Raw genomic sequence first — 20,607 nt, forward strand, 5'->3', positions numbered from 1 at the left:
GTCTCCCCGGGAGGCTTATGAAGCGAATGCGGTGTCGCGGAACAGCGAGCGCGTCTGGAACAAGGGCAGTTCGTCTTGCGGCCCACCGATCAGCGGTTCGCCGTGGTAGCGCTCGATGCGCTCGACCTCTTCCTTCGAACCGAACACGAAGCCGATGCGCTGGTGCAGCGATTCGGGCTGGACCTCGAGCGCCGGGCGCACGCCGGTGCTCGCGCGGCCGCCGGCCTGTTCGATGAGGAAGCCGACCGGGTTGCACTCGTAGAGCAGGCGCAGCCGGCCGGGCTTGGCCGGGTCCTTGCGGTCGCGTGGGTAGAGGAAGACGCCGCCACGCATCAGGATGCGGTGGGTTTCGGCGACCAGGGAGGCGATCCAGCGCATGTTGAAGTCGGCGCCGCGCGGGCCGCTGCGTCCGGCGAGGCACTCGTCCACGTAGCGTCGCACCGGGGCCTCCCAGAAGCGCGCGTTCGAGGCGTTGATGGCGAACTCGCGCGTGGTCTCGGGTACGCGGAGATCGGGGTGGGTGAGATAGAACTCGCCGATGATCGGGTCGAGGGTGAAACCGGCGACGCCGCTGCCGACCGACAGCACCAGCATGGTGGAGGGACCGTAGATGGCGTAGCCGGCAGCGACCTGGCGGTTGCCGGGCTGCAGGAAGTCTTCGGCTGGCGCGTCTTCGCCCGGCGTGGGTGCGCGCAGGATGGAGAAGATGGAGCCGACGGCGACGTTGACGTCGATGTTGCTTGATCCGTCGAGCGGGTCGAAGGCGAGCAGGTACTTGCCGCGCTGGTCGCTGGCGGGCAGCGGGATGGGGGCCTCGTTCTCCTCCGACACCATGCCCGCGAGGTCGCCGCCCCAGTGCGTGGCGCGCAGGAAGATCTCGTCGGCGAGCACGTCGAGCTTCTTCTGCTCCTCGCCCTGCACGTTGGCGCTGCCGTGGCTGCCGAGCACGTCGGCGAGCGCGCCGTGGGCGACCGCGCGCGAGATCGCCTTGCAGGCCTGGGCGACCTGCAGGATCAGGGCGTTGAACTCGCCGGTGGCATCGGGGTTGCGGCGGCGGTGTTCGATCAGGTATTCGGTGAGTGTGCTGCGCTCGAGGCTGAACATGGTGGTCTCCCCCGGCGTGGTGCCGGATTGGTGCGTGTCGTTATCAGTCGGGGTCGCGGGCCGGTGAGCGGTGCGTCACTGGGGGCCGGCGGCCTCGTCGGGCTGGAAGTGGCGGCTGGCGCGCACGTCGGCCTCGGTGATCGTGGTGAGCGCCTCGGCATCGACCGTGGCGCCGGACTCGAACAGGCGTAGGGCCTGGCGCAGGCGCATGCGGTCGAGCGCGTTGCGGATGCTGCGCGCGTTGGCGAAGTGGGGCTGGCGGCGGCGCAGCACGATGTATTCGTCGAAGGCGCGGCGCGCAGCCTCGTCGAAGCGGTAGTTCCAGCCGGCGAGCATGCGCTGGGCGATCTCGGCGAGCTCGCCATCGCTGTAGTCGGGGAAGTCGATGTGGTGGGCGATGCGCGACTTCATGCCGGGGTTGGATTCGAAGAAGCGCTCCATGCGCTCGGCGTAGCCGGCGAGGATGACGACGAGGTCGTCGCGCTGGTTCTCCATCACCTGCAGCAGGATCTCGATGGCTTCCTGGCCGTAGTCCTTTTCGTTCTCGGGGCGGTAGAGGTAGTAGGCCTCGTCGATGAAGAGCACGCCGCCCATGGCGCGCTTGAGCACGTCCTTGGTCTTGGGCGCGGTGTGGCCGATGTACTGGCCGACGAGGTCGTCGCGGGTGACGGCGACGACGTGGCCGCGGCGGCAGTAGCCGAGGCGGTGCAGGATCTCGGCCATGCGCATGGCGACGGTGGTCTTGCCGGTGCCGGGGTTGCCGGTGAAGCTCATGTGCAGCGAGGGGTGTTCGGTGGCCAGCCCGAGGCGCTGGCGCACGCGGTCGACGAGCAGCAGGGCGGCGATCTCGCGCACGCGGCGCTTGACCGGGGCAAGGCCGACGAGGTCGCGGTCGAGGGACTCGAGCACTTCGCCGATGCCGGCGTCGCGGAACTCGGCGCCGAGGTCGATGCTGGCGGGGGCGGGGGCCTTCTCGGGGGCGTTCATGGTCGCGTCTCCTGTCGGTGTCGGTTCATCGGAACGTGGGTGGGCGTGTGCGCGGGACCGCCGGCCGACCGGGTGATCTGCGCCGCTTGGCTGCGGAACTCGCGCGCTGCGCGCGCTCAGACAGTCCTCGCCGCGCTTCGCAGATCACCCGATCGGCCTGTGCCCGTGGGCTTACTGATGCGCTGTGTCGTCAGCTCGCATAGCGCGCGCCTTCCGGGTTGCGGCCGACGGCGTAGCTCTCCATCGTGTAGCGCAGGCTGCGACCCTTCGTTTCCTGGCGGGTGAGTCTGAAGCCGGGCTCGGCCGTGGGGCGCTGGACGATGAAGGACATGCGCACCGTCTCCCAGCCCTTGGTGGAGTCGAAGGCGTTGATGCGGATGTAGGTCTCGGGGTTGGCCTCGCGGCAGGCCTTGAGTTCGCCCATGACGCCGGCCGGGTCGCGCAGGTCGAACATCGGCAGGCTCCACATGTTCCAGTAGGTGTTGCGCGGGTGCGGGTCGTCGGTGAATTCGAGGGCGACCGCCCAGTTCTGGTCGAGGCAGTAGTTGATCTGCGCGGCGATCTGGGTGTCGGTGAGGTCGGGCAGAAAGGAAAAGCAGCCTTGGGTGATGCGCATGATGGGTCTCCTCGGTTCCGGTATGGGGCTGGGCTTCAGGCCACGCTGGCGGTCGGCACGAAGTCGGACGTGTCGGTGCTGGTGTAGTTGAAGGTGATCTCGCCCCAGGTATCGAGCGCGGCGCGCAGCGGCTGGCACCACTTGGCGGCGTCGGCGAGGATCTGCGGACCTTCGTTGAGGATGTCGCGGCCTTCGTTGCGGGCGAGCACCATGGATTCGAGCGCGACGCGGTTGGCGGTGGCGCCGGCCTGGATGCCCATCGGGTGGCCGATGGTGCCGCCGCCGAACTGCAGCACGCATTCGTCGCCGAACAGGTCGAGCAGCTGGTGCATCTGACCAGCATGGATGCCGCCCGAGGCGACCGGCATCACGCGCTTGATGCTGGCCCAGTCCTGGTCGAAGAACAGGCCGCGCGGCAGGTCCTGCCTGGTGAAGGTGTCGCGACAGACGTTGTAGAAGCCCTGCACCGTCATCGGGTCGCCTTCGAGCTTGCCCACCGCGGTGCCGGCGTGGAGGTGGTCAACACCGGCCAGGCGCAGCCACTTGGCGATGACGCGGAAGGACACGCCGTGGTTCTTCTGCCGCGTGTAGGTGCCATGGCCTGCGCGGTGCATGTGCAGGATCATGTCGTTGTCGCGGCACCAGTTGCTGATCGACTGGATCGCGGTCCAGCCGATGACGAGGTCGATCATGACGATGCACGATCCGAGCTCGCGGGCGAATTCGGCGCGCTTGTACATCTCCTCCATGGTGCCGGCGGTGATGTTGAGGTAGTGGCCCTTGGATTCGCCGGTCTGCGCCGCGGCCTGATTGACGCCCTCCATGCAGTACAGGAAGCGGTCGCGCCAGTGCATGAAGGGCTGCGAGTTGATGTTCTCGTCGTCCTTGGTGAAGTCCAGCCCGCCGCGCAGGGCTTCGTACACCACGCGACCGTAGTTCTTGCCGGAGAGGCCGAGCTTGGGCTTCATCGTCGCACCCAGCAGCGGGCGGCCGTATTTCTCCAGGCGCTCGCGCTCGACGACGATGCCGGTCGGCGGGCCGCGGAAGGTCTTCACATAGGCCACCGGCAGGCGCATGTCCTCGAGGCGCGCGGCCTTGAGCGGCTTGAAACTGAACACGTTGCCGATGATGGAGGCGGTGAGGTTGGCGATCGAGCCTTCCTCGAACAGGTCGAGGTCGTAGGCCACCCAGCAGAAGTACTGGCCTTCCTGGCCCGGCACCGGCTCGATGCGGTAGGCCTTGGCGCGGTACTTGTCGCAGGCGGTCAGGCGGTCGGTCCACACCACGGTCCAGGTGGCGGTGGAGGATTCGCCGGCCACCGCAGCGGCGGCCTCGATCGGATCCACGCCTTCCTGCGGGGTGATGCGGAACACGGCGAGCACGTCGGTGTCCTTGGGCTCGTAGTCGGCGTTCCAGTAGCCCATTTGCGCGTACTTGAGCACGCCGGCCTGGTAGCGCTTCCTGGGGTCGAGGATCTGCTGCGGGGTGTCTGCGGCGCCCATATCGTGTCTCCTTTGTTTGATCGGCTGCGAGTGGTGCTTCGAGCGGTGGGGTGACTGGACAATAAGGGCTTGCTCAAATAAGCTCCAATGACGTTTTTTGTGTATTTCAGATAAGGTTTTCTGATGAAGCTCGCCCAGCGCATGACCCTGAAGCAGCTACGCGCCTTGGTCGCCGTCGCCGACAGCGCCAGCTTCACGCAGGCGGCGCGGCTGCTGCATCTCACCCAGCCGGCGATCTCGATGCAGGTCCGTGACGCGGAGGCCATCGTCGGGCAGGTGCTGGTGGATGGGCGGCGCGAGGTGCGACTGACGCCGGCGGGAGAGCTTCTGGTGCGCGCGGCGCGGCAGGTGTTGCACAGCCTGGAACTGGCCGAGGTCGAGCTGAAAGCGAGGATGGGTGTGGCAGCGGGTACGCTGGACGTGGTCGCGATCACCACGGCGGAGTATTTCGTGCCCTATCTGCTCGCGGAATTTGGCCGCCGCTTTCCAGACATCACCTTCCGGCTCACAGTGGCGAACCGCGAGCACGTGCGCGCGCTGCTGCAGGAGCAGCGCTGCGACGTGGCGATCATGGGGCAGCCGCCGCGCGGCCTGGAGTTGCGGCGCATTCCCTTCGCGCCGCACCGGCTGTCATTCGTGGCGCGCCCGGATCACCGCCTCGCCGGGCGCAAGCGCATCCCGCCCGCGGCGCTGACCGAGGAGCGCCTGCTGTTGCGTGAGCAGGGCTCCGGCACGCGCGACAACCTCGAACGCTACCTGCGCACGCATGGCGTCAAGCCGCTGGCTGCGGATGAGCTCGGCAGCAACGAGACCTTGAAGCAGGCGGTGATGGCGGGCATGGGCATCGCCTTCCTGTCGCATCACACCTTTGCGATGGAGGTGGAAAGCGGGCGCCTGGTGCGGCTGGACGTGGCCGATACGCCGGTGATCCGGGAGTGGAACGTCGTCTCGCGCATGGACCGCCCGCTGACGCCAGCGCTCGATGCGCTGCTGGAGTTCCTGCAGACCGAGGCGGCAGAGATGATGCGGGCGATGGAGCGCTGAGAGCCGCGCAAGAAAAAACGCGCCACATGGGCGCGTTTCGAACTGCCTGGGAAGCCGCGACGACTCAGCGCACGATCTGCGTGAGTTCGCCGGCCTTGTAGCGCGCCGCCATTTTCTCGAGCGAGACCGACTTGATCTTGCTGGCCATGCCGGCGCAGCCGAAGGCTTCGAAGCGGGCCTTGCACACCAGCTTGGCGGCTTCGCGCGCCGGCTTGTTGAACTCGCGCGGGTCGAACTTGGAGGGGTTCTCGACCAGGAACTTGCGCACTGCGCCGGTCATCGCCAGGCGGATGTCGGTGTCGATGTTGATCTTGCGCACGCCGTACTTGATGCCCTGCACGATCTCCTCGACCGGCACGCCGTAGGTCTCCTTCATGTCGCCGCCGTACTGGCGGATGATCTCGAGCAGTTCCTGCGGCACCGAGCTGGAGCCGTGCATCACCAGGTGGGTGTTGGGGATGCGGGCGTGGATCTGCTTGATGCGCTCGATGGCGAGGATGTCGCCGGTGGGCTTGCGGCTGAACTTGTAGGCGCCGTGGCTGGTGCCGATCGCGATGGCGAGCGCGTCGCAGTCGGTCTGCTTGACGAAGTCGGCGGCCTGGTCGGGGTCGGTCAGCATCTGGCTGTGGTCGAGCGTGCCTTCGGCGCCAACGCCGTCTTCCTCGCCGGCCTGGCCGGTCTCGAGCGAGCCGAGGCAGCCGAGCTCGCCTTCGACGCTGACGCCGATGGCGTGCGAGAACTTCACCACCTCACGGGTGACGGCGACGTTGTACTCGTAGGAGGAGGGCGTCTTGCCGTCTTCCAGCAGCGAGCCGTCCATCATCACGCTGGAGAAGCCCGAGCGGATCGCGCCCATGCAGATCGCCGGGCTCTGGCCGTGGTCCTGGTGCATGACGATGGGGATGCTCGGGTAGGCCTCGACGGCGGCGTCGATCAGGTGGCGCAGGAAGGCTTCGCCCGCGTATTTGCGCGCGCCGGCCGAGGCCTGCATGATCACCGGGCTGTCGCATTCCGCCGCCGCTTCCATGATGGCCTGGACCTGTTCGAGGTTGTTCACGTTGAACGCGGGCAGGCCATAGCTGTGTTCGGCGGCATGGTCGAGCAGCTGGCGCATGGAAACGAGGGGCATGGAGTCTCTCCGGAAGGGGGCCGCGCTCGGCGGCAGTGCGATCGAAAGCCGGTATTTTAGCCTGTGTCGTGGCGAAAACGATCCTGCCCGTGTGGGGCGCGTTCGGGGACAGAGCTGGCAGGCAGGAGAAGCGGAGTTGTGGGGAGCGCGGGCGCCGGGGCTGGAATTGCTGGAGCGGGCCTGCCCGCGAATGCAGCGCCCGAGAAGGCGCCGCTTGCGGGCAGGCCCACCCCTGCAGCCAGCTTTACACCGGGTCGTCCAGGGTGCCCGGCATGTGGTGTTCGCCGACGCGTACGATCTTGAGCGTGTTGGTGCCGCCGGCACTGCCGATCGGCTCCCCGATGGTGAGCACGATGAGGTCGCCGTAGTCGACCACGCCTTGCTCGAGCAATACCTGTTCTGCCTCCCACAGGAGCACGTCACGGTCCTGGTGAGTCTGGCTCATCAGGAGCGGATGGACTTCGCGGTAGAGCGTCATCTGGTTGCGCGCCGAGACCTCGGGGGTGAGCGCGTAGATCGGCACGCCGGCGATCAGGCGGCTCATCCACAGCGCGGTGGAACCGGTCTGCGTCAGCGAGGCGATCGCCTTCACCTTGAGGTGGTAGGCCGTCCAGATCGCCGCCATTGCGATCGACTGGTCGATGCGGGTGAACACGCGGTCGAGCATCTCTCGGTCAAGCCCGGTGTCGTAGGACTTCTCCGCCTCCAGGCAAACGCGACTCATCGCCTCGATGACCTCTACCGGGAACTTTCCGGCGGCGGTCTCGGCCGACAGCATCACCGCGTCGGTGCCGTCGAGCACTGCGTTGGCCACGTCCGAGACCTCGGCGCGGGTGGGCACCGGGCTGGTGATCATGGATTCCATCATCTGCGTGGCGGTGATGGTGAGCTTGTTGCGGTCGCGCGCAGCGCGGATCATCTTCTTCTGCAGGGCCGGCACGGCGGCATCGCCCACCTCCACGGCCAGGTCGCCGCGTGCCACCATGATGCCGTCCGAGGCGTCCAGGATCTCCTCGAGGTTGGCTACGGCCTCGGTGCGCTCGATCTTGGCGATCAGCAGCGCCGAGCTGCCTGCCGCGCGCATCAGCTGGCGTGCCATGTACATGTCGGCTGCGCTCTTGGGGAAGGACACCGCCACGAAGTCCACCCCGATACGGGCGGCGGTGCGGATGTCGTCCATGTCCTTGCCGGTCAGCGCGGGAGCGGTGAGGCCGCCGCCCTGACGGTTGATGCCCTTGTTGTTCGAGAGTTCGCCGCCCACCTTCACTAGGGTGTGGATCTCGTGGCCGAGGACGCGCTGCACGATCAGCTTGAGGCGGCCGTCGTCGAGCAGCAGGATGTCACCCGGCTTCACGTCCTTGGGCAGATCCTTGTAGTCGAGGCCCACGCGCTGGACGTTGCCCAGTTCGCAGCGTGCGTCGAGGATGAAGGGGGCGTCACGGGTCAGTGTCACGCGGCCTTCCTCGAACCTACCGATGCGGATCTTCGGTCCCTGCAGGTCGGCGAGGATGCCGACCGGCCGGCCTGCCCGCGCGGATGCATCGCGAATGGCTTCCGCGCGCGCCACATGGTCTTCCGGCTTGCCGTGGGAGAAGTTCATGCGCACCACGTCGAGGCCGGCGTGCACCATGCGCTCCAGGGTGTGCAGGTCGGACGAGGCGGGGCCGAGGGTGGCGACGATCTTGGTATGGCGGGACATCCGGGCTACTCCGGTCGGTTGGCTCCCGGCATTCTAGCAGTGCGCCATGCACGATCGCTGCCGTGCGATCCCATGGGCTGCCCCCGCAGGGCGCCCGGACGCAAGCGCGGCGCCTGAGCATTCGAGAGGAGCCCTGCACCCGTTCCGGGTGGATCCATTGTGCGTTGCAACAAAAGCCGGTATAGAGTATCGCCATCCGCCTCCTTTCCTTTGCGGGCGCCCGGCGTGCCCCCTGCCGGATGCCTGCCTGACCGATGACTTCACCGCTTCCCGGATTCCGTTCCGCATCTTCCCCCTGGCCTGCCCGTCTCGATGTGTTGCAGAGCCTGTCGGGGCTCGCGCTCGCGCTCTTCATGTGGGTTCACATGGGCTTCGTTTCCGCGATCCTGATCAGCGAGGATTTCGCCTGGAGCGTGGCGCGGTTCTTCGAGGGCTACTTTTTCCTGCCGCGCCCGCAGGCCTGGCTGGTGTCCGTCTTCGTTGCGGGGATCACATCGCTGCTCGCGCTGCATGCGCTGCTGGCCCTGCGCAAGTTCCCGGCCGACTGGCGCCAGTACCGTATCGCTGCGCGGCACGGCAGCCGGCTGCGCCATGGCGACACCACGTTGTGGTTCGTGCAGGTGGTGACCGGCTTCGCGATGTTCTTCCTGGCGCCGGTACACCTGTACGCGATGTTCATGCACCCCGAACTTATCGGCCCGTATGAGTCCGCCGACCGGGTGTGGACCGGCGGTTTCTGGCCGCTGTACCTTGCGCTGCTGTTCGCGGTTGAGGTGCATGGCAGCGTGGGGTTATATCGGTTGGCGGTGAAGTGGGGGTGGTTCGAGGGTCGCGATGTGCGTGTGAGCCGGCGCCGGCTCAAGATCGCGATGTGGGCGCTGATCGCCTTCCTGCTCACCCTCGGTCTGACTACGCTGATGGCGGAGATCCGCCTGGGCATCGAGCATGCACCGCGTGCGGGTGAGCGCTATGTGCCGAGCTGGCAGCGCGGGGTGGATTCCGGAGCATTGCGGCAATGAGGATCGAATACACGGACGTGCTGGTCGTGGGTGGCGGGCTGGCCGGACTGCGCACCGCGGTGGGCGCGGCGCGGCGTGGGCTGCGGGTCGAGGTGCTGTCGCTGGTACCGGCCAAACGCTCGCACTCCGTCGCGGCGCAGGGCGGCATGCAGGCGAGTCTGGGTAATGCGACCAAGGGCTTGGGCGACAACGAGGATGTGCACTTCGAGGACACCGTGCGCGGTTCGGACTGGGGGTGCGACCAGCTTGTCGCACGCATGTTCGCCCACATGGCGCCCAAGGCGGTGCGCGAGCTCGCGGCCTGGGGGGTGCCCTGGAACCGGGTGCAGCGCGGCGCGCATGAGGTGGTGATCAACGGCGAGCGTGTCACGCTCACCGAACGCGACGAGGCCCATGGCCTGATCACCGCGCGCGACTTCGGCGGCACGCGCAAGTGGCGCACCTGCTACACCGCCGACGGCACCGGCCATACCATGCTCTATGCGCTCGGCGATCGCGCGGTGGCCGAGGGCATTCCGGTGCGCAACCGCAGTGAGGCGGTGGCGCTGATCCACGAGGGCGGGCGTTGCCAGGGCGTGGTGGTGCGCGATCTGGAGAGCGGCGAGCTTTACGCCATGCTCGCTGCGGCCACAGTGATCGCCACCGGCGGCTTCGGCCGCATCTGGGGGATTTCGACCAACGCGCTGATCAACGAAGGCATGGGGGCGGCGATTGCGCTCGAGACCGGGGTGGTACGCCTGGCCAACATGGAGGCGGTGCAGTTCCATCCCACAGCGATCGTGCCTGCCGGCATCCTCGTCACGGAGGGCTGCCGCGGTGACGGCGGTCTGTTGCGTGACGTCGATGGCCACCGCTTCATGCCCGACTATGAGCCGGAGAAGGCCGAACTGGCCTCGCGTGACGTGGTCTCGCGCCGCATGGCCGAGCACATGCGCCGCGGCAAAGGCGTGAAATCCGCCGCCGGCGAGCACCTGTGGCTGGACATCGCGGTGCTCGGCGCCGCCCACATCGACCACAAGCTGCGCGAGGTGAAGGACATCTGCCGCCACTTCCTCGGCATCGACCCGGCGCGCGACTGGATCCCGGTGCGTCCGACCCAGCACTACTCGATGGGCGGCATCCGCACCGACCACCGCGGCGAATCGCCCTCGCTGCGCGGCCTGTTCGCGGTGGGCGAGGCGGCGTGCTGGGACCTGCACGGTTTCAACCGTCTGGGCGGCAACTCGCTCGCCGAGACGGTGGTGGCGGGCATGCTGGTGGGCGAGTACGTTGCCGATTTCGTTGCGTCGCACGCCGGCGCCTTGAAGTTCTCGCCCGGACTCGCGCGCGAGTTCGTCGGCCGCGAGCGCGCCGCCCTGGAGGCGATCGCTGCGCGTCCGGTGCCCGCGCCGGGCGGCGACACCGTGGCCTCGCTGCGGCGCGAGATGGAGGTGACCATGACCGAGCACGTCGGCCTGTTCCGCAATGAGACCGGGCTGCGCGCAGCGGTTGCGACGCTGACCGACCTGCATGCGCGCGCGCAGCGGGTCGGCATCGCCAGCCGCCATCTCGACGCCAACCCGGAACTGGTGGCCGCCTACCGCCTGCCGCGCATGCTCGCGCTCGCGCTGTGCGCGGCGCAGGGCGCGCTCGAGCGCCGCGAGAGCCGCGGCGCGCATGCGCGCGAGGACTACCCGGCGCGCAACGACCGGGACTGGCTGCGCCGCACGCTGGCGTGGTGGCCGACGGGGGGCGCCGCGCCGGTGCTGGAGTACGAGCCGATCACGGTCGAGCACATGGAGCTGCCGCCCGGCTTCCGCGGCTACGGCACGCGCAACATCGTCGAGCACCCGGCCACCGCGCTGCGCGAGGCCGAGATCGAATCCATCCGTGCCCGCCTGGAGGGCGCCGGGCGCAGCCCCCTGCAGGCCGCGCTGCTGGATTTCCGCATGCGCCTGCCCGAGCGCTATCGCGGCGACAACGAACGCCTCGCCGGCATCGAAGAAGGAGCGCCGCGATGAGCCGCCGCCTGAAACTCTCCATCTTCCGCCACAACCCGCGCGACCCCAAGAGCGTGCCGCGCCTGGTCGACTATGAGCTCGACGAGCAACCGGGCATGACGCTCTTCATCGCGCTCAATGCGATTCGCGACACCCAGGCGCCGGACCTGAACTTCGATTTCGTCTGCCGCGCGGGGGTGTGCGGATCGTGCGCGATGGTGATCGACGGCCGCCCCGGGCTGGCCTGCCGTACGCTGACGAGCACCTTGCCGGCATCGTTCAGCTTGTATCCCCTGCCGGTGTTCCGGCTGGTGGCCGATCTTTCGGTGGATGTGGGGAGCTGGATGCGCGAACTCGCCGAGCGCCTGCAGACCTGGGCCCACCTGGATGGCGAGCCCGATCTTGATTGCCTGGAGGCGCGCATGGAGCCGGCGCTGGCCGAGGAGGTCTACGAGCTCGATCGCTGCATCGAGTGCGGCTGCTGCATCGCCGCCTGTGCTACCGCGCAGATGCGCGAGGGCTTCGTCGGTGCGGTCGGCCTCAACAAGGTCGCGCGCTTCCGCCTCGACCCGGCCGACACGCGCGACGACGCCGACTTCTACGAGCTCGTCGGCAACGATGCAGGGATCTTCGGCTGCATGAGCCTGCTGGCCTGCAACGACCTGTGTCCCAAGGAGCTTTCGCTACAGACTCAGCTCGCCTGGCTGCGGCGCAAGATGGCGGGGCAGGGCGTGCGCTGGCTGCGCCGGGCTTGAAGCGTCGCCATGACGAAAACGGCCGCCCCTGTGAGCGGCCGTTGCGCGGTGTCGGTGCAGGCCTCAGTCCTTGAAACGTGCTTCCAGCGCTGCGATCGCGGGCAGGGTCTTGCCTTCGAGGAACTCGAGGAAGGCGCCGCCGCCAGTGGAAATGTAGCCCACGTCGTCGGCGATGTGGAATTTCGCGATGGCTGCCAGGGTGTCGCCGCCGCCGGCGATCGAGAAGGCTTCGGAGTGGGCGATGGCCGAGGCCATCATCTTGGTGCCGCCGGCAAACTGGGGCAGTTCGAACACGCCGACCGGGCCATTCCACACGATGGTGCCGGCGTGGGCGATGATCTCGGACAGCTTGGCGGCGGTGCGCGGGCCGACGTCGAGAATGCGGTCGTGCGGGCCGACCTCGTCCACCGAGATGCGGTTCGCGCGCGCCAGGGCGGAGACTTCGTCGGCGACGACGACGTCTACCGGCAAGGGCACTTCGGCGCCGCGCGCCTTCATCATGTCCATGATCGCCTGCGCTTCCTTGACCAGCTCGGGCTCGGCCAGCGACTCGCCGATCCGCTTGCCGGAGGCGAGCAGGAAGGTGTTGGCGATGCCGCCGCCAACGATCAACTGGTCGACCTTGTCGGCGAGCGAGCGCAGGATGGTCAGCTTGGACGACACCTTGGAGCCACCGACGATCGCTACCAGCGGGCGCTTGGGGTCGTGCAGCGCCTTGCCGAGTGCGTCGATCTCGGCGCCCATCAGGATGCCGGCACAGGCCACCGGGGCGAAGCGGGCGATGCCGTGGGTGGTCGCTTCGGCGCGGTGGGCGGTGCCGAAGGCGTCATTGACGTAGAGGTCGCACAGCGCGGCCATTTTCTTCGCCAGTTCCTCGTTGTCCTTCTTCTCGCCCTTGTTGCAGCGGCAGTTCTCGAGCAGGACGACCTCGCCCGGTTTCACCTCGAAGCCGCCTTCGACCCAGTCGCCGACCAAGCGCACCGGACGCTGCAGCAGCTGGCCTAGGCGTACCGCAACCGGCGCCAGGGTGTCGTCGGGGCCGACCGTGCCCTCGGTGGGGCGGCCGAGGTGGGAGGTGACCATGACCGCGGCGCCATTCTCCAGACAGAACTGGATCGAGGGCAGCGACGCGCGGATGCGGGTGTCCTCGGTGATGTTGCCGGCATCGTCCTGCGGCACGTTGAGGTCGGCGCGGATGAAGACCTTCTTGCCGCGCACGTCGAGGTCGGTAAGTTTCTTGACTTGCATGATTCGCTCGTTCCCGGAAAAACGCCCTGCGTGGCAGGGCGTAGATGGTTGGCGGTTCTGGACCGGCTTGCCTGGCGCTTACTTGGCGTTATAGAAAGCGCGGGCAGCGTCGAGCATACGGCAGGAGTAGCCCCACTCGTTGTCGTACCAGGCCAGGACCTTGACCAGCACGGAGCCGTCTTCGCCCTTGATGACGCGCGTCTGGGTGGCGTCGAAGGTGGAGGACACGGTGGTGTGGTTGAAGTCGGACGACACCAACGGCTCGTTATTCACCGCGAGGATGCCCTTGAGCGGGCCGTTGGCCGCGGCGGTCATCAGCTCGTTGATCTCTTCCTTGGTGGTGGCGCGCTCGGCGGTGAAGGTGAGGTCGACCAGCGAGACGTTGATGGTGGGCACGCGCAGGGCAAAGCCGTCGACCTTGCCGACGAGCTGCGGCAGCACCAGGCCGACGGCCTTCGCGGCGCCGGTCTTGGTGGGGATGATGTTGGCAGCGGCGGCACGCGCGCGGCGCAGGTCCTTGTGGCGCACGTCCACCGTGACCTGGTCGTTGGTGTAGGCGTGGATGGTGGTCATCAGGCCCTGCTTGATGCCGACGCTATCGGCCAGGATCTTGGCGACCGGGGCCAGGCAGTTGGTGGTGCACGAGGCGTTGGAGACGACGGTCATGTCGCTGCGCAGCACTTCTTCGTTAACGCCCATGACGATGGTGGTGTCCACGTCGTCACCGCCCGGGGCGGAGATCAGCACGCGCTTCGCACCCTGGTCGAGCAGGGCCTGGGCCTTGGCCTTGGTGGTGTAGGCGCCGGTGCATTCAAGCAGCACGTCCACGCCGTGGCTACCCCAGTTCACGCCCTTGGGGTCCTTGGTGGAGTAGAAGGGGATCTTCTTGCCGTCGATGATGATGCAGTCCTCGCCCTCGGTCTCGACCGAGGTCGCGAAGCGGCCGTGGGTGGTATCGTACTTCAGCAGGTGGGCGTTGGTGGCCAGATCGCCGGAGGCGTTGATGGCGACCACTTCGAATTCGTTCTGCAGGCCCTGCTCGTAGATGGCGCGCAGCGTGCAGCGACCGATACGACCGAAACCGTTGATGGCGACCTTGATGCTCATCGATGCTTCTCCCTGGAATGAGGATAAAGATTGAAAACCGGGTGTGCGTCCTTGTTGCTGCCCCGCCGGCAGGCGCCGGGTCGAGCCCTGATGTGCAGCGGGAGCGGTCCGCTTCCGGAGCCGCTCCCGCGCCTGGGTCTTGTCAGAGCACCGCTTTCACTGCCTGCACCACCGCATCCGCGGTGATGCCGAAATACTTGAACAGCTCGCCGGCCGGCGCCGACTCGCCGAAGCGGTCGATGCCGATCACCCGGCCTTCAAGGCCCACGTACTTGTACCAGCCGTCGGTGCAGCCGGCCTCGACCGCGACGCGCGGCAGGCCGGCGGGCAGCACGCTGGCCTTGTAGGTGGCGTCCTGGCGGTCGAAGATGTTGGTCGAAGGCATGGACACCACGCGCACCGCCACGCCTTGTTCGGCCAGGGTCTTCTGCGCCGCCATGGCGAGTGCAACTTCCGATCCGGTGGCGAGGATCACCGCCTGCGGCGTGCCGCCGGCCGCGTCCGAAAGCACATAGCCGCCCTTGCGGATTGCAGCGACCTGTTCCGCCGTGCGGGTCTGGAAGGGCAGGTTCTGGCGTGAGAAGCACATCGAGGTGGGGCCATCCTTGCGCTCGATCGCGCTTGCCCAGGCCACGGCGGACTCGGTGGTGTCGCTGGGGCGCCATACGTCCATGTTGGGGATCAGGCGCAGGGTGGCGGTCTGTTCCACCGGTTGGTGGGTGGGGCCGTCTTCGCCGAGGCCGATCGAGTCGTGGGTGAACACGAAGATCTGGCGCACCTTCATCAGCGCGGCCATGCGCAGTGCGTTGCGCGCGTACTCGCTGAACATCAGGAAGGTGGCGGTGTAGGGGATCAGGCCGCCGTGCAGCGCGACGCCGTTGGCGATCGCCGCCATGCCGAACTCGCGCACGCCGTAATACACGTAGTTGCCGCCGCTGGTCTTGCTGACGCCCTTGGCGCCCGACCACAGCGTGAGGTTGGAGCCGGCGAGGTCGGCAGAGCCGCCGAGCAGCTCGGGCAGCTTGGGCGCGTAGGCTTCGATGCTGTTCTGGCTGGCCTTGCGGGTGGCGATGGTCTCTGCCTTGTCGGTGACCTTGGCGAGCACCGCGGCGACGTGGGCATCCCAGTCGGCAGGCAACTCGCCGGCCATGCGGCGCTCGAACTCGGCGGCGAGCTTGGGGTGGGCGGCACGGTAGGCGGCGAAAGTGGCGTTCCACTGGGCCTCGAGCGAGGCGCCCTTGGTGCGCGCGTCCCAGGCGGCGTAGACGTCGGCCGGGATCTCGAAGGGCGCGTGGGTCCAGCCGATGTGGGCGCGGGCAGCCTCGATTTCGGCCGCGCCGAGCGGGGCGCCGTGCACGTCGTGGCTATCCTGCTTGTTGGGGGCGCCGGCGCCGATGATGGTCTTGCAGCAGATCAGCGTCGGGCGCGAGGAGTCGGCCTTGGCCTGCTGGATGGCAGCCTCGATCGCCACCGGGTCGTGGCCCTGCACGTCGCGGATCACCTGCCAGCCGTAGGCCTCGAAGCGCTTGGGGGTGTCGTCGGTGAACCAGCCCTGCACATGGCCGTCGATGGAGATGTTGTTGTCGTCGTAGAAGGCGACGAGCTTGCCCAGGCCCCAGGTGCCGGCGAGGGAGCAGGCTTCGTGCGAAATGCCCTCCATCAGGCAACCGTCGCCGAGGAAGACATAGGTGTTGTGGTTGACGATCTCGTGGCCGGGGCGATTGAACTCGGCGGCGAGGATCTTCTCGGCGAGCGCCATGCCGACCGCGTTGGTGATGCCCTGGCCGAGCGGGCCGGTGGTGGTCTCGACGCCAGGCGCGTAGCCGTATTCGGGGTGGCCGGGCGTCTTGCTGTGCAGCTGGCGGAAGCGCTTGAGCTCCTCGATTGGCAGGTCGTAGCCGGTCAGGTGCAGCAGCGCGTAGATCAGCATGGAGCCGTGGCCGTTCGACAGTACGAAGCGGTCGCGGTCGGCCCACTTGGGGTTGGCCGGGTTATGGCGCAGGTGATGGCGCCACAGCACCTCGGCGATCTCCGCCATGCCCATCGGCGCGCCCGGGTGGCCGGAGTTGGCCTGTTGCACGGCGTCCATCGCCAAGGCGCGGATCGCACCGGTGATGGGGTTGAAGACCGGGGGCTGGACGTTGCGGGTCGGCTGCATGCTGTTCTCGGGCCGGAGGCCACCATCGGAAAAACCGGAATTATCCCTTAAAAGGCCCCGGGGATGCCAACGCTGTGCCGCACTATCAAGGCGGCCCAGAGTGGGAGGATCGCTGCAGGCTTTTGGATCAGGCGTACTGCCGGCGGCGCTCCATGAGCCTCCAGATGAGCGGGGTCAGGATCAACTGCATCGCCAGGTCGAGCTTGCCACCCGGAATGACGATGGTGTTGGCGCGGCTCATGAAGGCATCGTGGATCATGCGCAGCAGGTAGGGGAAATCGACGCCGCGTGGATCCTTGAAGCGGATCACCACCATGGACTCATCCTGGGTCGGCACGTCGCGCGCGATGAACGGGTTGGACGTATCGACCACCGGCACGCGCTGGAAGTTGATATGGGTGCGGGCGAACTGGGGCACGATGTAATGCACGTAGTCGTGCATGCGGCGCAGGATGGTGTCCTGCACGGCCTCGGGGGTGTAGCCGCGCAGCTTGGTGTCGCGGTGCAGTTTCTGGATCCACTCGAGGTTGATCGTCGGCACCACGCCGATGAGCAGGTCGACATGGCTGGCGATGTCCACTTCCTCGGTCTGCACCGCACCGTGCAGGCCCTCGTAGAACAGGCAGTCCGTCCCGACCGGAAGATCCTCCCATTCGGTGAAGGTGCCCATGGGCAGGTTCCAGCGCATCGACTGGGCTTCGTTGTGGATGTAGTAACGGCGGCGGCCGGTGGCGGCTTCGCCATAGGCGCGAAACAGGCGTTCGAGCTCGGAGAGCTGATTGGCTTCGGGGCCAAAGTGGCTGATGCCGCGCTGGCCGACCCGCTCCGCGTCCTCGATCAGCGTCTTCATCTCGTCGCGGGTGTAGCGGTGAAAGCTGTCGCCCTCGACGATGGCGGCATTGACATTCTCGCGGTGAAAGATCGCTTCGAAAGTGTGCTTGACCGTCGTCGTACCCGCGCCGGACGAACCGGTCACGGCGATGATCGGGTGCTTCAGGGACATGATGGGCTCCGTCGCAGGCGCAGGGTCGGATAAGCGGCGCGCGGGCGCCGCAGGCGGTTCGGTGTGGCGGGGTTCAGGAGTGCGCCTTGATCCAGTTCGACCAGTCGGTGAACAGGGCGGGCGAGGCGGCGGCGATCACGCCGCGCTTGATCGCGGGGCCGGACATCAGCGCGCCGCCGTCCAGTGCCTCGGCAATGCCGCCCGCCTCGGCCAGGATCAGGCGTCCGGCAGCGTAGTCCCACAGCATCTGCCCGCCATGCACATACACGTCGAGCCGGCCGGCGGCGACGAAGCACCATTCGAGCGCGCTCGAACCGAAGTTTCGCTGCGAGTAATAGGGCGGCCGCACCGCCAGTTCGTCGCCGAGGTGATGGCTGATGCGCTTGAAGTCCACCCCCGCCACGGCGTCGCACAGGCTGGTTGCGCCGGCGCGCAGGGGCAGTTCGGTGCCGTTGAGATAGGCCCCCGCGCCGCGCGCGGCATAGAAGGACTCGTCGGTGATCGGGTTGTAGACCACGCCGATCACCGGCTCGTGGTGGATCAGATAGGCGATCGATACCGCGAACAGGGGGATACCGTTGGCGAAGTTGGTGGTGCCGTCGATCGGGTCGATGCACCACATCCCGCGCGCACCCTCGTTCCACACGGTTGCCTGCTCGGCGGCGCTCATCTCCTCACCCAGCACGGCGCCCGGGAGGAACTGCGGCAGTGCCTCGGTGAAGCGACGCTGTGAGGCGAAGTCGGCTTCGGTGAAGAGCGAGCCGTCGGCCTTGCGATTGCGCGCCGACTTGAGATAACGGGGAAGGATCTCGTCGCGCGCGATGTCGCGAACCATGGATTCCAGGGCGCGTGCGCGCGCCAGGCGCTGGGCTGCTGTAGGCATCGGGGCCTCCTGGCCGCTCGGGCGGCCTGTGCTGAGGCCTATAATCTTACGATGATTTCACGCTTCCACTTTCCTGGTCGCCTGCCCGAGGCGGGTGAGTTCGAGTTGCCCGAGGCGCTCGCCCATCATGCGGCGAGGGTGCTGCGCCTGCGCGATGGCGAGGCCGTGGTGCTGTTCGACGGCCACGGCGGCGAGGTCGATGCGACGCTCGCGATCCACGGAAGGCGGGTTTCGGCGCGGCTCGGTGCGCGGCGAGATACCGAGCGCGAGTCGCCTCTGGAGGTGGTGCTGGTGCAGGCGCTCGCGTCCGGCGACAAGATGGACTGGGTGGTGCAGAAGGCGGTCGAGCTGGGCGTGAGCGCGGTTCAGCCGGTGCAGGCCGAGCGCTCGGTGCTCAGGCTTGCTGGCGAGCGTGCGGAGAAGCGCGCCGCCCATTGGCAGCAGGTTGCAGTGGCCGCATGCGAGCAATGCGGGCGCAACCGCGTGCCGGTGGTGCTGCCGGTGCTGGGCCTGCCGGCCTGGCTGGCAGGCCACCGCGGTGGGCTGAACTACGTGCTTGCGCCGGGCGGTGCGGCCGGCTTCGCCGACGAGCCGGCGCCTGCCGGATGCGTACGTCTGCTGGTTGGGCCGGAGGGGGGCTGGAGCGAAGCGGAACTGGCGGCCTTCGATGCGGCCGGCTGCCGGCGCGTGCGGCTGGGGCCGCGCATCCTGCGCACCGAAACGGCCGGCCTGGCGGCGATCGCTGCGATGCAGGCGCGCTGGGGCGACTTCTGAGCCGCCACTGCGGCACCACTGCAGCACTACGAAAAGGGAGAAGCTGATGTTCGAATCCGCCGAACTCGGCCACCACACCGACCCGGAAACCTTCGATGCCGCCGTCCCCGGGCTGCGTGCCGAGCTGCTCGATGCGCAGTTCGATCTGCTCGATCTCAAGCAGTTCGCGGTGGTCGTGCTCATCAACGGTGTCGACAAGGCCGGCAAGGGCGAGACGATCAATCTGCTCAACGAGTGGATGGATCCGCGTCACATCGAGACCTGGGCCTTTGATACGCCCACCGCAGAAGAGTCCGATCGCCCCTTCATGTGGCGCTTCTGGCGCGCGCTGCCGCCGCGTGGCAGGATCGGCGTGATGTTCAGCAACTGGTACACGCAGCCGATCCGCGACCGTGTGGAGAAGCGCAGTGGCAAGGCCGAACTGGATCAGCGCCTGGACGAGATCCGTCGCTTCGAGGCCATGCTCGCGCACGAGGGCGTGCTGCTGATCAAGTTCTGGTTCCACCTCTCCCGCTCGGCGCAGAAGAAGCGCCTGAAGGACCTGGAGAAAGACGAGCGCACGCGCTGGCGTGTGACCGAGCGCGACTGGAAATACTTCGAGCTCTATGATCGCTACCGCGAAGTGGCAGGTCACGCCCTGCGCACGACCAGCACCGGCGAGGCGCCGTGGCTGATCGTCGACGGTTCCGATCCGCGCTTTCGCACGCTGTTCGTCGCACGCACGCTGCTGGCCGCGCTGCGCAGGCGTCTTGATGCGGCCTCGCAGCACTGGATGCCGCGCCTGTCCGCTGCGCCGCTGCCGCCGTGCATCGATGGCCTGAACGTGGTCGACAGCCTCGAGCACCCGCGCATGAAGCGCAAGGAGTACGACGAGCTGCTCGAACCCCTGCAGGGGCGCCTGGCCTTGCTCACGCGCTCGGAGGTCTTTCGCCAGCGCAACCTGGTGCTGGTGTTCGAGGGCATGGATGCAGCGGGCAAGGGCGGTGCGATCCGTCGCGTGGTGGGGGCGCTCGATGCGCGCCAGTACCGCATCGTGCCGATTGGCGCGCCCACCGAGGAAGAGCGCGTCCAGCCATACCTGTGGCGTTTCTGGCGACATCTCCCGCCGCGCGGCAAGGTGGTGATCTTCGACCGCTCCTGGTATGGCCGGGTGCTGGTGGAGCGTGTGGAGGGGTTTTGCTCGGAGGCTGACTGGATGCGTGCCTACTCCGAGATCAACGACTTCGAGGAGCAGCTGGCCGATGCCGGAGCAATCGTGGTCAAGTTCTGGATGGCGATCACCAAGGATGAGCAGCTCGAGCGTTTCAAGGCGCGCGAGACCGAACCGCACAAGCGCTTCAAGATCACCGCCGAGGACTGGCGTAACCGCGAGAAGTGGGACGATTACCGTCGTGCCGTGTGCGATATGGTCGATCGTACCAGCACCGAGCGCGTGCCCTGGACGCTGGTCGAGGCAGACGACAAGCACCATGCCCGCATCAAGGTGCTGCGCACCCTGTGCGAGCGGCTCGAGGCGGAGCTCGGCTGATCGCCCGGCCGCGTTCGGGCTAGAATCCGCACATCCGATTCCGTATGTGCCGGCGAAGTCCCGCCGGCCGCT

General features: G+C 67.6%; 17 protein-coding genes. 6 read left to right on the plus strand and 11 right to left on the minus strand.

Annotated elements, in window-relative coordinates:
- Nucleotides 1-15: 15 nt before the first annotated feature.
- From ACNKW1_RS12500 to ACNKW1_RS12515, 4 genes are all read right to left on the minus strand, one after another.
- Nucleotides 16-1,104, minus strand: coding sequence for a class 1 fructose-bisphosphatase (locus tag ACNKW1_RS12500; RefSeq protein ID WP_418364920.1), 1,089 nt, complete (start codon nucleotides 1,102-1,104; stop codon nucleotides 16-18).
- Between the two features lie 75 nt (nucleotides 1,105-1,179).
- Nucleotides 1,180-2,091: a CbbX protein gene (gene cbbX, locus ACNKW1_RS12505; protein ID WP_418364921.1), complete on the minus strand. Its 912-nt coding sequence runs from the start codon at nucleotides 2,089-2,091 to the stop codon at nucleotides 1,180-1,182.
- Nucleotides 2,092-2,281: 190 nt separating this feature from the next.
- Nucleotides 2,282-2,707 carry a ribulose bisphosphate carboxylase small subunit gene (locus tag ACNKW1_RS12510; protein WP_418364922.1) on the minus strand — a complete coding sequence of 142 codons (426 nt, stop codon included), beginning with the start codon at nucleotides 2,705-2,707 and terminating at the stop codon, nucleotides 2,282-2,284.
- A 35-nt stretch (nucleotides 2,708-2,742) separates the two neighbouring features.
- Nucleotides 2,743-4,209: a form I ribulose bisphosphate carboxylase large subunit gene (locus tag ACNKW1_RS12515; RefSeq protein ID WP_418364923.1), complete on the minus strand. Its 1,467-nt coding sequence runs from the start codon at nucleotides 4,207-4,209 to the stop codon at nucleotides 2,743-2,745.
- Between the two features lie 123 nt (nucleotides 4,210-4,332).
- Here ACNKW1_RS12515 and ACNKW1_RS12520 point away from each other — a divergent pair, with 123 nt between their 5' ends.
- Nucleotides 4,333-5,253 carry a LysR family transcriptional regulator gene (locus tag ACNKW1_RS12520; protein ID WP_418364924.1) on the plus strand — a complete coding sequence of 307 codons (921 nt, stop codon included), beginning with the start codon at nucleotides 4,333-4,335 and terminating at the stop codon, nucleotides 5,251-5,253.
- 64 nt (nucleotides 5,254-5,317) lie between these two features.
- Here the strand turns inward: ACNKW1_RS12520 and fba are convergent, their stop codons facing one another.
- Both fba and pyk read right to left on the minus strand, forming a co-directional pair.
- On the minus strand, nucleotides 5,318-6,382 hold the full coding sequence (gene fba / locus ACNKW1_RS12525; RefSeq protein WP_418364925.1) for a class II fructose-bisphosphate aldolase: 1,065 nt from the start codon (nucleotides 6,380-6,382) through the stop codon (nucleotides 5,318-5,320).
- 244 nt (nucleotides 6,383-6,626) lie between these two features.
- Complete coding sequence (pyk, locus tag ACNKW1_RS12530) at nucleotides 6,627-8,081, minus strand: pyruvate kinase (protein WP_418364926.1); 1,455 nt, start codon at nucleotides 8,079-8,081, stop codon at nucleotides 6,627-6,629.
- Nucleotides 8,082-8,335: 254 nt separating this feature from the next.
- Between pyk and ACNKW1_RS12535 the strand changes: the two genes are divergently transcribed.
- From ACNKW1_RS12535 to ACNKW1_RS12545, 3 genes are read left to right on the plus strand one after another with little or no spacing between them, the layout of a single operon-like run.
- Nucleotides 8,336-9,100, plus strand: a complete 765-nt coding sequence (locus tag ACNKW1_RS12535) for a fumarate reductase cytochrome b subunit (RefSeq protein WP_418364927.1) — start codon at nucleotides 8,336-8,338, stop codon at nucleotides 9,098-9,100.
- Nucleotides 9,097-11,100: a fumarate reductase flavoprotein subunit gene (locus ACNKW1_RS12540; RefSeq protein WP_418364928.1), complete on the plus strand. Its 2,004-nt coding sequence runs from the start codon at nucleotides 9,097-9,099 to the stop codon at nucleotides 11,098-11,100. The genes ACNKW1_RS12535 and ACNKW1_RS12540 overlap by 4 nt, the downstream gene beginning before the upstream one ends.
- Complete coding sequence (locus ACNKW1_RS12545) at nucleotides 11,097-11,834, plus strand: fumarate reductase iron-sulfur subunit (RefSeq protein ID WP_418364929.1); 738 nt, start codon at nucleotides 11,097-11,099, stop codon at nucleotides 11,832-11,834. Before ACNKW1_RS12540 ends, ACNKW1_RS12545 begins: the two co-directional genes overlap by 4 nt.
- Before the next feature lie 63 nt (nucleotides 11,835-11,897).
- On the opposite strand, the gene ACNKW1_RS12550 is transcribed toward ACNKW1_RS12545, so the two are convergent.
- From ACNKW1_RS12550 to ACNKW1_RS12570, 5 genes are all read right to left on the minus strand, one after another.
- On the minus strand, nucleotides 11,898-13,082 hold the full coding sequence (locus ACNKW1_RS12550; protein ID WP_418364930.1) for a phosphoglycerate kinase: 1,185 nt from the start codon (nucleotides 13,080-13,082) through the stop codon (nucleotides 11,898-11,900).
- Nucleotides 13,083-13,160: 78 nt separating this feature from the next.
- Nucleotides 13,161-14,189 (minus strand): type I glyceraldehyde-3-phosphate dehydrogenase, encoded by a 1,029-nt coding sequence (gap, locus tag ACNKW1_RS12555; RefSeq protein WP_418364931.1) that lies wholly within the window; start codon nucleotides 14,187-14,189, stop codon nucleotides 13,161-13,163.
- A 142-nt stretch (nucleotides 14,190-14,331) separates the two neighbouring features.
- Complete coding sequence (tkt, locus tag ACNKW1_RS12560) at nucleotides 14,332-16,347, minus strand: transketolase (RefSeq protein ID WP_418364932.1); 2,016 nt, start codon at nucleotides 16,345-16,347, stop codon at nucleotides 14,332-14,334.
- Between the two features lie 127 nt (nucleotides 16,348-16,474).
- A complete protein-coding gene (locus ACNKW1_RS12565; protein ID WP_418364933.1) occupies nucleotides 16,475-17,350 on the minus strand; it encodes a phosphoribulokinase in 876 nt (291 codons plus the stop codon).
- 73 nt (nucleotides 17,351-17,423) lie between these two features.
- Nucleotides 17,424-18,233, minus strand: coding sequence for an inositol monophosphatase family protein (locus ACNKW1_RS12570; RefSeq protein WP_418364934.1), 810 nt, complete (start codon nucleotides 18,231-18,233; stop codon nucleotides 17,424-17,426).
- Nucleotides 18,234-18,284: 51 nt separating this feature from the next.
- On the opposite strand from ACNKW1_RS12570, the gene ACNKW1_RS12575 reads away from it, so the two are divergent.
- Complete coding sequence (locus ACNKW1_RS12575; RefSeq protein ID WP_418364935.1) at nucleotides 18,285-19,007, plus strand: 16S rRNA (uracil(1498)-N(3))-methyltransferase; 723 nt, start codon at nucleotides 18,285-18,287, stop codon at nucleotides 19,005-19,007.
- A gap of 46 nt (nucleotides 19,008-19,053) precedes the next feature.
- A complete protein-coding gene (pap, locus tag ACNKW1_RS12580; protein WP_418364936.1) occupies nucleotides 19,054-20,535 on the plus strand; it encodes a polyphosphate:AMP phosphotransferase in 1,482 nt (493 codons plus the stop codon).
- Nucleotides 20,536-20,607: the final 72 nt, after the last annotated feature.

It is taken from the genome of Thauera sp. WH-2, assembly GCF_048321015.1.
In the GTDB taxonomy this organism is placed as follows: domain Bacteria; phylum Pseudomonadota; class Gammaproteobacteria; order Burkholderiales; family Rhodocyclaceae; genus Thauera.